General features: G+C 45.1%; 11 protein-coding genes. 7 read left to right on the top strand and 4 right to left on the bottom strand.

Annotated features, from left to right (window positions below; translation table 11 throughout):
• Window position 1: 1 nt before the first annotated feature.
• From scpB to JEZ96_RS11965, 3 genes are all read left to right on the top strand, one after another.
• Window positions 2–598 carry an SMC-Scp complex subunit ScpB gene (gene scpB, locus JEZ96_RS11975; protein WP_011788946.1) on the top strand — a complete coding sequence of 199 codons (597 nt, stop codon included), beginning with the start codon at window positions 2–4 and terminating at the stop codon, window positions 596–598.
• Entirely contained in the window at window positions 591–1,466 is an 876-nt protein-coding gene (gene rluB / locus JEZ96_RS11970; protein ID WP_011788947.1) for a 23S rRNA pseudouridine(2605) synthase RluB, read from the top strand. Before scpB ends, rluB begins: the two co-directional genes overlap by 8 nt.
• A gap of 100 nt (window positions 1,467–1,566) precedes the next feature.
• Window positions 1,567–2,532, top strand: coding sequence for a hypothetical protein (locus tag JEZ96_RS11965; protein ID WP_025008285.1), 966 nt, complete (start codon window positions 1,567–1,569; stop codon window positions 2,530–2,532).
• Between the two features lie 146 nt (window positions 2,533–2,678).
• On the opposite strand, the gene JEZ96_RS11960 is transcribed toward JEZ96_RS11965, so the two are convergent.
• Window positions 2,679–3,416 carry a YciK family oxidoreductase gene (locus tag JEZ96_RS11960; RefSeq protein WP_128090304.1) on the bottom strand — a complete coding sequence of 246 codons (738 nt, stop codon included), beginning with the start codon at window positions 3,414–3,416 and terminating at the stop codon, window positions 2,679–2,681.
• Window positions 3,417–3,677: 261 nt separating this feature from the next.
• On the opposite strand from JEZ96_RS11960, the gene JEZ96_RS11955 reads away from it, so the two are divergent.
• Window positions 3,678–6,152 (top strand): VolA/Pla-1 family phospholipase, encoded by a 2,475-nt coding sequence (locus tag JEZ96_RS11955; protein WP_128090305.1) that lies wholly within the window; start codon window positions 3,678–3,680, stop codon window positions 6,150–6,152.
• 123 nt (window positions 6,153–6,275) lie between these two features.
• The gene (sohB, locus tag JEZ96_RS11950) at window positions 6,276–7,292 is read left to right on the top strand and encodes a protease SohB (RefSeq protein ID WP_061783146.1); all 1,017 of its coding nucleotides are present in this window, start codon (window positions 6,276–6,278) and stop codon (window positions 7,290–7,292) included.
• A 93-nt stretch (window positions 7,293–7,385) separates the two neighbouring features.
• Here sohB and JEZ96_RS11945 read toward each other — a convergent pair whose 3' ends face one another.
• Both JEZ96_RS11945 and JEZ96_RS11940 read right to left on the bottom strand, forming a co-directional pair.
• Window positions 7,386–8,453, bottom strand: a complete 1,068-nt coding sequence (locus JEZ96_RS11945) for a DUF3083 family protein (protein ID WP_011788952.1) — start codon at window positions 8,451–8,453, stop codon at window positions 7,386–7,388.
• A gap of 145 nt (window positions 8,454–8,598) precedes the next feature.
• Window positions 8,599–9,198, bottom strand: coding sequence for an arylesterase (locus JEZ96_RS11940; RefSeq protein WP_011788953.1), 600 nt, complete (start codon window positions 9,196–9,198; stop codon window positions 8,599–8,601).
• A 52-nt stretch (window positions 9,199–9,250) separates the two neighbouring features.
• Between JEZ96_RS11940 and JEZ96_RS11935 the strand changes: the two genes are divergently transcribed.
• Both JEZ96_RS11935 and JEZ96_RS11930 read left to right on the top strand, forming a co-directional pair.
• Window positions 9,251–10,006 (top strand): ABC transporter ATP-binding protein, encoded by a 756-nt coding sequence (locus tag JEZ96_RS11935; protein ID WP_011788954.1) that lies wholly within the window; start codon window positions 9,251–9,253, stop codon window positions 10,004–10,006.
• A 2-nt stretch (window positions 10,007–10,008) separates the two neighbouring features.
• Window positions 10,009–12,504 (top strand): ABC transporter permease, encoded by a 2,496-nt coding sequence (locus JEZ96_RS11930; protein ID WP_128090306.1) that lies wholly within the window; start codon window positions 10,009–10,011, stop codon window positions 12,502–12,504.
• A 58-nt stretch (window positions 12,505–12,562) separates the two neighbouring features.
• Here JEZ96_RS11930 and gltS read toward each other — a convergent pair whose 3' ends face one another.
• Complete coding sequence (gltS, locus tag JEZ96_RS11925) at window positions 12,563–13,786, bottom strand: sodium/glutamate symporter (RefSeq protein WP_011788956.1); 1,224 nt, start codon at window positions 13,784–13,786, stop codon at window positions 12,563–12,565.
• Window positions 13,787–13,810: the final 24 nt, after the last annotated feature.

Here is a 13,810-nt window from a genome sequence, read left to right as displayed (position 1 = left end):
GATGCAGATAAATCCGACTCAATTAAAACAGCTTATTGAAGCGAGTTTGTTTGTATTGGGGAAACCCTTGTCGGCGAAAATGTTGAAAGACACTGTCTTGGTGGATTTCACGGTTTCCAGAGACAAAATAAAAGCGGCATTGGATGAGCTGCAACAGGATTATCAAGACAGAGGTGTACAACTTGTGAAAGTCGCTGGGGGTTATCGCTTCCAGACCTTAGAAGTATTGAGTCCTTTTTTGCAGCCCCTGTGGCAGGAAAAAGCCCCTAAATATTCGCGTGCGACATTAGAAACTTTGGCGGTGATTGCTTATCGTCAACCTGTGACTCGTGGCGATATTGAACAGGTGCGCGGTGTGGCTATAAGTAGCCATATCATAAAAAGTTTGTCAGATAGACATTGGATTAAAGTAGTTGGTCATAAAGAAGTACCGGGGCGACCCGCGTTATATGCCACTACCTTAGAATTTTTAGCATATTTTGGCTTAGACACCTTAGCGGATTTACCGCCGCTGTCGGATACTGAGTCATTGCAGGCGGTTTTTTCAGGTTTGAAATCAGCGCCAGAACAGTCAGAAGAGCAAAATACTAATGAGTGAAAAATTGCAGAAAGTCTTGGCCCGTGCAGGCCATGGCTCCCGTCGTGAGATGGAGGCATGGATTGCTGCAGGCCGAGTTAGTATTGATGGTGAGATTGCTAGCCTTGGGGATCGGATTGAAGCCGATGCCAAAGTGCGTATCGATGGCAGAGCCATTTCGTTAAAGTCTGCCGAAGACGTGATTTGCCGTGTACTGGCATATCATAAACCCGAAGGCGAAATTTGTAGTCGTAAAGATCCTGAAGGCCGTCCAACGGTGTTCGATCGCTTACCTAAAGTGCGTGATTCTCGCTGGGTAGCGGTAGGTCGTTTAGACATTAACACCTCAGGTTTATTGTTGTTTACCTCAGATGGTGAGTTAGCAAACCGTTTAATGCACCCATCGAACGAAGTGGACCGTGAATACGCGGTGCGTACCTTTGGTGAAATTCCAGAGGCGACAGTGCAACGTTTGCGTACAGGTGTGATGTTAGAGGACGGCCCAGCACAGTTTGATAGCATCAAGCCAGCGGGCGGCGAAGGCATGAACCAGTGGTGGCATGTGTGTTTACGCGAAGGTCGCAACCGTGAAGTGCGCCGTTTGTGGGAATCCCAAGAAGTGCAGGTGAGCCGTTTGATCCGTATTCGTTATGGTATGGTCGAATTGCCAAAATCGCTGCCCCGCGGTGGTTGGGTTGAATTGCCCGTTGAACAAGTTAATTATTTGCGTCAATTAGCGGGTCTTGAGCCTGAAACGCGCACTATGCTTGCTGCTGATAAACACAGTGTGGCCCGTGCTCAGGTTAAAAGCGCCAAAATTCGCCGCGCGGTGCGTAAGCATAAAGTCACAGGGGCTGGAAAAGCTAAACCAACGCGCCAGCGCAGTTAAGTTGTTCTATCCCAATCAAAAGGCCGCTTCGCGGCCTTTTTGCTTTCTGTTATTTGCAGCTATGTTATAACAAGTCTCAGTTGGATTGAGGAGTGAATGGATGAAGCTAATTTCAGTAAAACGAATTTGGGAACAGGGTGCCCATAATGCATTTACCGATTTAATCAGATTTCAGGGGGCACTGTTTTGCGTTTTCCGTGAAGGTACTGCCCATGTGTCACCCGATGGTGCACTGCGTATTCTACGCTCAGCAGATTTAGGTGAAACTTGGCAGAGCGTGGCGCTTATCTGTTCAGATGAGGCGGATTTACGCGATGGTAAACTGATTGAGTATCAAGGAGAATTACTCTTACTTGGCGGTGGGACTTTGCACGATAAGTCAGGCTTACAATCACATCTTTGGCGTTCACTCGATGGGCTAGTGTGGTCGGATGCGCTCAAAATTGGTGATAAAGGTTATTGGTTATGGCGCTTAACCGAATATCAAAATGCACTCTATGGCGTAGGTTATCGCGCTGGGCCTGATGGCGATACCCGCTTGTATAAAAGTGATGATGGGGTGCAGTTTGAGACTTGGTTAAAGGTGTTTAATAATCAGGGTTATGTCAATGAAACTGCCATTGTTTTTGATCAAGACAACGGCTTTTGTCTATTGAGGCGCGATCCCGTATGGGGACCAGAATATGTTGGTTTGCTTGGTTGCAGTCAAGCGCCATTTATCGATTGGCAATGGCAAGAACTCGATAAGCGCATTGGTGGGCCAGTGATGTTGATGTATCAATCCCGTTTGTTGGCTGTAGTGCGTTTATATGATGAACAAGTTCGAACGGCTTTAGTTGAAATTCATCCAAATACTGGTGTGGTTCAAGAGTTATTGACGCTGCCATCGAAGGGCGATACCAGTTATGCGGGCGTTGTGATTGACGGAAATGAGTTGTGGGTCAGTTATTATTCAAGCCATGAGTTAGCTGACTCACGGCTGGATACACAAAATTCGCTTGATGAGTCAAACAGAGTCGCCAAAGCTAAAACGATGATTTATTTTGCAAAAATTCAGTTAAGCTAGGATTGGCGGTGCGGTATCTTTGTCGTACTTAATATCATCGACAAGTTCTGGGTTTCATTTTGAGAATATCTAAAATAATAAAGAGCCATAAATAGGCCCTTTAATATTGCAGAATCATATCGGCAGAAACTGAATAAGCGATTTGATTACTGTGCGTTAAACTGCTGTCCGTTGACGGCACTAGAATCTTGACCCATCAAATATAGATAGGTCGGCATGATCTCTTCAGCGGTTTTGAGATCCAGTGGATTCTCTGCAGGGTAGGCTTTAGCGCGCATCTCAGTGCGGGTAGCTCCTGGATTGATGCTGTTAACTCGAACTGAGGTGCCATCGCATTCATGGGCGAGAACTTGCATCATGCCTTCGGTGGCAAACTTAGAGAAAGCATAAGGTCCCCAATAGGCGCGGCCTTGACGCCCCACACTGCTCGACGTAAAGATAATCGATGCACTGGGTGCTTGGCGCATCACAGGTAGTAATGCTTTAGTTAGCATAACTTGGGCCGTGACGTTCACTTTGAGCACATCTTCGAGTGATGAAATATCGATGTGTTCAAACGGACCTAAGGCACCGAGCAAGCTAGCATTATGTAATAAGCCGTCTAAATGACCAAATTGTTCTGCAATGGTGTCGGCCATATCTTGGTAGTTTTGTTCCGTTGCCCCCTTAAGATCCAATGGCACTATAGCAGGTTTGGGATAACTGGCTTGTTCTATTAGATCGTAAACCGCTTCCAGTTTTTTCACTGTTTTACCGAGTAAAATCACGGTGGCGCCGTGTTTTGCAAATGCAATAGCGGCCGCTTTACCAATACTAGCACCAGCGCCTGTGACTAAGATTGTTTTGCCCTGAAGTAAATCTTTTGCTGCTTGATATTCCAACATGAGTCTCTTTTTCCTCTTGGCGAGAATGCCCGCCACTTCTCGACTAGCCGAAGTGATAAACGCATGTTTCAAACAAATGAATGAAACTTTGTTATAAATAGCAAAAATGTTTGTGACAAACTTGTGGCTAACTCAATATTTTTACGTTAACTTGAAACGAGTTAGGGGCTAACATAAGCCCTATTAGTCACAGATTTTTTGCTATTGTGACTAATTTCTTGGGGAAAACAAAACTATTACAACAAGATTTGGGGAAAAAAGATGAAAAGACTCATTTTGGGTGTTGCGATTGCATCTGCACTAGGCCTCACAGGATGTGGCGAGGACAGCTATAACGAACTCAAGGATAAGACGGAAGTGCTCATCCCTGAATCGCGTATGGTGTTTGACCCTGCCAACGCTAAAGTTCCATTACCAAATGATTTGCTGTTCAGTGGCACGACTGACGGCACATTAGCGATCCCTGGCGAAAGTTCGGGTAATTATGTTGACCCACAAATTGCCCTAGGGGCCTTAGATGGTTGGTCAACAACATCACCAATTTCTATTGATATCGATTTAGCGAAAAAACATGACGGGACACCACTGACCTTAATGGCTGCATCGGTTGCACAGCCGGGCGCGGTGAGAATGTTTGAGGCCACTGTAGGCGGTGCACTATCGTCTGATCCCGAATGTAAGGCTAAACCGTCTGTTTCAGCCTGTAAAGTTGGCGCAGAACTGCAGTTTGGTGTTGACTTTGTATCAACCGCATCGGGCAACAAAGTGGTCATCGTACCGCTTAAGCCACTTAAAGCGGGCCAATCCTATATCTATGCGACGACCAATCTTATTCAAGATTCTGAAGGTCGTGGTATTGCGCCTTCAACAACCTATGGTTTGTTGAAGATGGATATCAATACGTTACCACTGGAAATGCCTGATCAACTGATGTTGCAAACCTTAGTCAACAGTTATGAAAAAGGGATTGCTGCCGCCCATAATGTAGACACTACCACGATTAATTATGCAGGACTATTTACCACCCAATCAGTGGCAAATGTCTATGAAACTACTAAGTTATTGATGGCCCAAGGTGCGCCATATGCCCCAAGTTTTGCCCAAATGCCAACACCAACAGGATTGACTGTTGCACAAGTGGCGGGGATAACAGATCAAACCAGTCCAGCATATGTCGTTGCAAACTTGGCTGATGTTTATACTGCGAAAATTAAACTCCCCATTTACGGTGATTGTTCTTCTGTCAGTTGTTTATCTTCTTCAGGACAACCATTAATTAATGGTCGTTGGAAAGCCCAAGGTGATAGTCCGGTTTCTGTGTTATTAGCATTGCAAGCGGGTACGTTGAGTCAAACTAACTTTGGTATGCAAGCTGTGGCTAACGGTATTGCCAATCCCGCTGATGCCTTGGCAAATCCTTCGTTAATGGCGGGTAAAACTTGGTTGTTAGATGATGGCACTGCGGTAGATAAGACTAAACATCTGACTAAGTTCAATCCTATCCCCGAGATTAAGGGATATGAAACGGTCCCCGTGCTGATTTCAATGCCTAACCCGACAAAATTGGCCGCATTTTATCAGCAGCAGGGTAAAACCTTTACACAACCAGCTGCCGGCTGGCCAACAACGCTTGCACTGCATGGTTTAGGTGGCGGTAAAGAGATGTCACTCGCCTATGCTGGCAGCTATGCGGCTATGGGCGTCGCAACCATTGCTATTGATATGCCGCTCCATGGAGCGCGTTCATTCGATGCTAACGGTGATGGTATTTATGAAGTCACAGCAACCGATCCTGCCTTCGGTGCAGTTGTGGGTAACTCGGAAGCCTTTAAAAATGGTAACCCGTTGGTGTTTGTGAATATTTCTAGCACGCTATCGGTGCGAGATAATTTCCGTCAAGCGACGATGGACCATTTAGGTGTAAGGCTGGCACTGACTGGATTAGCACAAGGGTTAGCACAGGCTGGACAGCCGCAACTTTTTGATGTTTATAACATCAGTGTACAAGGGCTTAGCTTAGGTGCGATAGTTGGTACCGATTTTGCTACCTATGCCAGTACAGGCATGAAACATCCAACGACGGGTGAGGCGTTACAAAATGCCTATGCTATCAAGGCTGCATCCTTAGTTGCTCCTGCTGGTGGCTTAGCGGGCGCATTTGCAGGTTCTGCAACCTTTGCTCCTGTACTGTTTAGTAATATTACGGCATCTACCACCTTCAAAGTGCTAGTGGATAAGGCTAATACCGCAGGTTATGAAGTCGGTAGCCCTGAATATGCGGCATTAGTACAAGCGGTTTACGCGCAATTTATTCCAACCTTTGCTTTTGCAGTACAAACTGCGATTGACTCGGCGGATCCTGTTAACCATGCTGCTATGTTAAAAGCGACTGGTTTACCTGTACATCTTATTGAAGTCGCGGGAGATGGTAATGGTAACTTAGGTGATCAGGTCCTACCAAACCGTGTGGATAATTTCCCATTATCCGGAACCGAACCTCTGATTGCTTCATTAGGTTTACCTTGTGTTGATGGCACAACTAAAGGAAAAGGTGTAGTTCGTTTTGCTAAAGGTCATCATAGTTCGCTTGTTGATCCTAAAGAAAAGGAATCAACGGATGGTATGGCAGCCGCTGCAACGGTTGAAATGCAAACCCAAGTAGCAACCTATGCAGCCAGTGGTGATGCAACCATTTTAGTGACAAACAGCAACGTGATTGCGACTTGTCCTAACTAATATTGCCTTAATCTGAAAAACCCAGCTCACGCTGGGTTTTTTTATGGACCTTTAGGCTGTTAGAATAGCCCGCAATAAATTAAGTGAAGAGATACGCAAACCTGCGTCCCAACGGAGAACACTTTGGAATTTTTATACGAATATGGCATGTTTCTGGCGAAAGCTATCACTATAGTGGTCGCAATTGTGGCCGTTATTATTGTGGTATTGGCTTCGACTGTGAAACATAAATCAGATAAGGGCGAGTTGAGGATTACCAACTTATCTGAAGAGTTAGAAGAGCTTAAACATGGCTTAAAAGAAGAATTACTCTCAAAAAATGAATTCAAAGCCTATGAAAAACAGCTAAAAATAGATGAAAAGGTCAAGGACAAAACAGAGGGGGATACCAGTAAAGGTAAGGTTTTTGTTATTGATTTTAAGGGCAGTATCGATGCTGCTGAGGTTGCTTCACTACGTGAAGAAATCAGTGCCATTTTAGCCATTGCCGAAAAAGGTGATGAAGTCGTTGTTAATGTTGAGAGTGGTGGTGGAATGGTCCATGGCTATGGTTTAGCCTCTAGCCAGTTAGATCGTTTACGTCAAGCCGATATCCCGCTGACGGTCTGTGTTGATAAAGTTGCCGCCAGTGGTGGTTATATGATGGCTTGCGTAGCAAATAAAATTTATGCCGCGCCTTTTGCTATCGTCGGTTCCATTGGTGTTGTTGCCCAATTGCCGAACTTTAATCGTTTACTGAAAAAACATGAAATTGACTATGAGCAGCATACGGCTGGCGATTTCAAACGGACGTTAACGGTTTTTGGTGAAAACACCGATGAGGGAAGGCAGAAGTTCCAAGAGGAACTCGAAGAAACCCATGTGTTGTTCAAAGCCTTTGTGAGTAAATATCGCCCCGAACTGAATTTGGAGAAGGTGGCAACGGGTGAGCATTGGTATGGTCAGCAGGCCATTGAACTCGGGCTTGTTGATGAAATTCTGACGAGTGATGATGTTGTCATGTCGCTGGCAAAAGATCGCAAAGTGTATAAGTTGCGTTATCAAGTGAAGAAAAAGTTGGCAGATAAGATTGCCCATGGAGCCTCTTTATCTGTTAATGCGATTTTTAATCGTCTTATCGAAAAAAATCGTCCAATGTAATCTCGATAATAACCTTCTGATTTTATAACCATTAAAACGCCTGCAAATGCAGGCGTTTTGGTTTAGTGAGCTTATTATGTTACATAGAAGACGTTAGATTTGATAACTAATATGTTGATGGAAGCGTATCACTAAGTCTTCACGCTCGGGGTCAATACCGATTTCGGCAGCAAAGGCTTTGAGTGCGGTTTCGACATTATTCATAAAACGTCCATAGCCAGCATCATCGCAATCCTTGGTGCCCGCAACAATCGTAAAGTGCGCCGCTTCAACTAAATTATCCGCATCCCAGCGGCGGATCACTTGCTGCTCTGTCGCATTAGGATCGAACCCTATCATTTGTACTTCAGTTTTGCTGTCCAGTTTTTCAAACTTACTATTGCGTACTAATGGGGTTAAGCCATTCGCAATCATCGCGAGTCGAGTCAGTTGCCTGTTTGCAGCAGCTTTGAGGAAGCTATCTTCAAGATGTTGATATAAAGGTGTAAAGTCGGTTGCCGAGTCAGGCAATAAACCTTGTTTAAGCTTACGGCTGAGTGGCAAGCTCACGGTGACATAGGTCAGTGAACTGACATTTTCTGGTAGTTCACATTTTCTAGCCTTATATCTTGGACCGATAGCTCGCAGCTTATAGCCATAGGTTTCTTTATTGCCTTTGGCTTTGGCAAACAGGTCATAGGATAAGTGTTGATGGTCACGGATCTTCACCTTCAGATCGGTTATCGGCAATTGCGGCATTAATTCATTGAGTAATTCGCGTACACGGATATGGAAACTGGCCGAGTTACTACGAATATCTTCACCAGTTGCGAGAAATACGATACGTAATTTACGCGCACGATAATTATCTTGCGTGAATAAATTTTGGGCCTCGTGGTAGGCAGGATTGTAGAAAAATAAAATTTGTTCGGTGGTTTGGAAGCAATAGGCTTCAGTATGAAAACGTACAACAGGCAGTTTATCGTTAGTGATCACGTGGACATTACGGAGATCGTGTTGTTCTGCCAAATTAAATATCAAGCGGCTCAAGGTCTGATAACAGCTTTGATAGTCTGGATATTGACTCAGTAATTCATCCGTCACTTTGATTTCGGCTGTGATGAATTGGTTGGTACGGGCTTCCTTGGGTATGTACACTTTTTGCTGATGGCTAAGGGACATATTGACTCCTTGTTTGAGTTAACCATTTGCTAACACTAATTTTACTGTTTATATATGATGTTATTCTTGCGTTAGAACACGTTTTTATCGCTCAAGCATGAGTTTAAGTCAGCAAGCTGTTTATTAGCTTAAAATATCCACAAACTTATTGGTTTAAGGCTTTTTCTATCCAAGGTTGCATCCATGCGGCAATTTTTGCTTGGGCCTTTTCATTGGGATGAATGCCATCCCGTTGCATTAAGTCTGGATAAGGAGCGATTTCCTGCATAAAGAATGGAATTAATTCAATATTCTGTGTTTTGGATATGTCTTGATACACTTGGGTGAACTTTTGGGTATAGCGAGGGCCATAGTTAGGCGGTACCATGATTTCGGTGAGTAATACTTTGGCGCCACTTTTTTGCGCTAGAGTAATGATTTGGATTAGATTATTTTCGAGTTGCGTTGGTGGGAATCCACGTAAACCATCATTCCCTCCCAGTTCAACGACCACAAGATCTGGAGAGACTGAATCGAGTAAAGCGGGTAATCGGCGAAGGCCGCCTGCGGTAGTTTCTCCGCTAACTGAACCATTAATAAACTGATGTTCAGGGAGATTTTTTTGCAACATTGCGACCCAGCCCAGTTGTTCCGACATGCCATAGCTTGCGCCTAAGCTATCGCCAAGGATCAGTACCTTCGCCGCATGAACTGGCGTAGCCATTAACATACTCAGTAGGATGAATGCCCCCAGGGTCTTCGCCATTGACTTTAATCTTAGCGATTGATACCAGAACGATTTATATAAGAAGGATCCTATGTCTAACGTCATCTTAAAAAACAGTGCCATCAATGTGGTTAACCTCGAAAAATCAGTGATCACTCAGGAAGGAACGCTCACTATCCTCAAGGGCATTAACTTAGATGTCAAGCAAGGCGAGAGTGTGGCGATTTTAGGACCCTCTGGATCGGGTAAATCCACCTTGCTTGGATTGCTCGCAGCACTTGATACGCCGACATCGGGTGAAATTTGGCTCGATGGCGTGGCGTTATCGCCACTCAATGAAGAGCAAAAAGCGGCACTACGTAAACAGAAAGTGAGCTTTATTTTTCAATCTTTTATGTTGGTTGATACCTTAACAGCACTCGAAAATGTGATGTTACCCGCCGAACTCGCAGGGGTGAAAAATGCCAAGGAAAAAGCGCAGGCCATGTTAGAAAGGGTGGGGTTATCCCACCGCTTGACCCATTTACCCAAACAGCTTTCGGGTGGGGAGCAGCAAAGGGTCGCGATAGCCCGTGCTTTTATCTGTGAGCCAACAGTGCTGTTTGCCGATGAACCTACGGGGAATTTAGATGGTGTTAACGGCCATAAGATCGCCGACATGCTGTTTGAGCTCAATCAAGAAAGTCATACCACCTTAATTCTTGTCACCCATGATCTGTTACTTGCTAAACGCTGCCAGCGGCAGTTGGTGATGGATAATGGCCATTTACAGGAAGATAACGCCAGAGCTGTTGTCTCAACCCCATCCGTTGCTCCCGATATACTCGCTAATGCTAAGGAGGCTTAAATATGGAGTTAAGTCTGGCATGGCGCCTATTTAAACGTGAGTTACAGCAAGGGCAATTGTTACTGATTATCCTCGCTATCACGCTCGCAGTATTGTCTGTGAGTGGTTTAGCGCGGGTGAGCGAGCGCTTGCAAGTGGCAATTAATGGAGAGGCTGCTGCGTTTATTGCAGCCGATCGTATTATCGATTCACCCGTGATAATTGATCCCACTATTTTAGCTAAAGCCGAAGAGCTTGGGCTTAAGCATGTGACTAGCATGCAATTTAATTCCATGGTCTATTCGGGAGATAAATTCCAGCTAGTGACAGTGCGCGCTGTTGAGGTGGGTTATCCACTCAAAGGTGAAATTGAGCTTACCACTGGTAAAACAAAAGCGTTACCTAAAGCGGATGAAATCTGGTTTGAGACGCGTTTAGGTGGGCTTTTGGGATATCCCAAATCCATAGAGTTAGGTAACAGTGAGTTTGTGCTCAGCAATGAGATCAGCCGTTTGCCCGACGCAGGGTTCAATCCTTTTGCTTCATCCCCTATTGTGTTGATGCGAATGGAAGATGTGGCAAAAACGGGGGTTATTCAACCGGGGAGCCGCGTCACGTATTTATATCAATTTGCAGGAGATGAAGCTGCCCTCATCGCTTTTGAGCAAAGTGCCAAACCGCTGCTGAATAGCACCCAACGCTGGGTCGATGTGCAATCTGGCGATTCGCCTATAGCAGGCGCTGTTAAGCGAGCAGAGCGTTTCTTGCTGTTAGCCAGTTTAATGGGAATTGCACTAGCTTGCGCTGCGATAGGTATTGCTGCTCAGCGTTATTGTCAGCGCCATTACGATGTGGTGGCCATGCTGAAAACCTTCGGTGCCTCAGCAAAACAAATTCGTCTGCTGTTTGGCATGCACTTATTACTTGTGACGTTATTGGGAATAGGCTTAGGTCTTATCGGTGGTGGGTTACTGGATTTTGGGATCAGTTATCTATTGCCACCCGAAATTGCTGCTTATTCACCGCCACTGACTCGACCATTATTGCTCGGGATAAGCACAGGGCTTATCAGCGCCTTTATGTTTTCAGCCTACCCTTTGATGCGGTTACTGGCGATTCCGCCACTAAGGGTGCTGCAGCGTCAGTTAGAAGGTCTGCAACTTGGCATGTGGTTGCATTTGCTACTGAGTTTAGGGGCGATGGCGTTACTGGGATATTTGTATTCCCAAAGTTGGGCTTTGACACTAACGGTCGTTGCGGCTGTCTTACTGCTTGGTGTGTTACTGAGTGTGCTGGGTTTTGTGATGATACGTGCAGGTCACAGCATAGGTATGAAAACGACCAATCCCTTACAATTGGCGCTAGCGGGACTAAGGCGTCGTGCGCGGCAAAATGCGGTGCAATTGGTCGGTTTTAGCGCGGCACTCGTGTTGTTATTGACCATTTTGGCGCTCAGGCAAGATTTACTTAACGAATGGCAAAAACAGCTACCCGAAAATGCGCCGAACTACTTTTTAGTCAATATTGCCCCCGATGATGCTAAGCCTTTACATGATTTTATGTCGGCAAATGGCATTACTGCGACGGATATTTATCCGGTGATCCGTGGACGTCTAACCCAAATCAACGGGGAAACCTTGATTTCTAATGAACAGCGGGAGGCTGGTGAAAAGGGGCGCGTCGGGATTTCTCGTGAGCTCAATCTCACATGGCGTAATACCTTGCCCGCCAATAACGAGTTAATAGAAGGGCAGTTTAATCAAGCTACCGATGACGTGTCAGTCGAGTCAGGTGTGGCGGAGCGTTTAGGTATTGGTCTTGGCGATAAGCTGACTTATATCATCGATAATCAGGAGCTTACCGTAAAAGTTGCGAGTATTCGTACCGTGCACTGGGAAACTCTGCAACCAAACTTCTTTATGATCTTTACCCAAGAAGCACTTGCACCTTTTGCGTATACCTCGATGGCAAGCTTTTTTTTAGATGAAAAAGGTCTTGATGCTCAGGCGACAAATGCAGAGGGTATGCCTAAGGCATCGGTTATCTTGGCGCTTATTCAGCAATTTCCAACGGTTTCTATCATTGATGTGGGTGCAATGGTGGAGCAGCTCAGGCAGATTATTGAGCAAGTCTCCCTGTCGTTGACCTTAGTGCTAGTTTTAGTGTTATTAGCCAGTGGCTTAGTGTTGATTGCACAGACGGAAGCTGGCATGGCGACTCGGCAGCGGGAACTTGCTGTACTGCGTACTTTTGGTGCTTCAGGATGGTTATTACGCAGTGCAACGGGTTTAGAGTTTGCTTTACTGGGAGGTATTGCAGGCGTGCTTGCTGTTATAGTGGCTGAATTTGCGCTCTATCTACTAAAAACTCAAGTGTTTGAACTTAATGTGTATATGCATTGGCCTTGGTGGGCAATTGCTCCTGTATCCGGTGCATTGTTGGTGGCCTTGCTTGGGGTGTGGCGTTGCCGTCAATTACTGAATCAATCCTGCTCTGAGTTATTAAAAGCAGGGAGTTAAACCGTTTATTACTTAAGAAAAGCACTGGGTGATCTCAGTGCTTTTTGATTGGAATAAGCTACATAATAAAACTTAAATAACCTTGCAAGACAATTAAGTTAACAATATCGATAAAGAAAGCGCCCACAATCGGTACGACCATAAAAGCTTGAGGCGATGGACCCGTGCGTGAAACCAGCGCCCCCATATTCATCACTGCTGTCGGTGTTGCGCCCATACCGAATCCACAGTGGCCACCTGTTATCACCGCTGCATCGTAATTACTGCCCATGACCTTAAATGTCACAAAATAGGCAAAGAGCGCCAATACTGCGGTTTGCACTAACAAAATCACGAGTAGTGGGATCGCTAAATCAAAAATTTCCCAGAGTTTTAAATTTATCAATGCCATAGAAAGGAACAGTGATAGCGAGACTGTGCCAATGACATCGATACTCTCAGTGTGAGGTTTATAGCCTCGGGTAAGTTCAGTCATATTGGCGATGGTAACGCCTAAAAAAAGAGCATACACAAAGTCAGGCATTTTTAACCAAGCGATACCCGATAGGCCAACCCACTCAGTAATCCATTTTGCGCCAGCAACGCATAATAAGAGCACAAAAAGGGTTTCGAGAATGGTTTTTGCGGTAACGTGATCTTCTTCTAATTGATCGTAAGTGACTAAGTGTGGGTGATCGACATGGTGCTTACGACCAATACCATAGCGAGAGACAAGATTATGCTTACCAATTAATCGTTGGGCCACTGGGCCACCTATAATGCCTCCCATCACTAAGCCAAAGGTTGCAGCCGCCATGGCAAACTCTAACGTATTGATCCCATAGTTTTCTGCAAAGGTTTGTGACCAAGCGACACCTGTACCATGACCACCCGATAGTGTAATAGAACCTGCGATAAGTCCCATTATCGGTTCAAGTCCTAATAGGCTCGCTAAACTGACACCAACTGCATTTTGAATAACAATATAGAGTGAAGCGACACCTAAAAAAATGAAGACCTTTTTACCACCACTGAGTAACAGTTTGTAATTTGCCGAAAGGCCTATAGTGCTAAAGAACATCAGCATTAAGGTATTTTGCATTGATAAACTGAAATTAAGACTAATATTTTGAACGTGTAAGCCCGCGATAACCGCGGCAACAACAAGCCCACCCACTATGGGCTCAGGGATATTGTATTGTCTAAAAACACGTACATGGCGATTGATGGAGTGGCCGATAAACAGCACGAAGATAGCAACTAAAAATGATTCTAGCTCGCCAATCGTATAAGTCGTGTGCATGAGAATTCCTTACAAACTGTTTTA

Origin of the sequence: Shewanella putrefaciens, from assembly GCF_016406325.1 — a bacterium.
Classification (GTDB): domain Bacteria; phylum Pseudomonadota; class Gammaproteobacteria; order Enterobacterales; family Shewanellaceae; genus Shewanella; species Shewanella putrefaciens.
The sequence above is the reverse complement of the archived record's forward strand: the minus strand, read 5'-3'. Positions and strand labels throughout refer to the sequence as shown.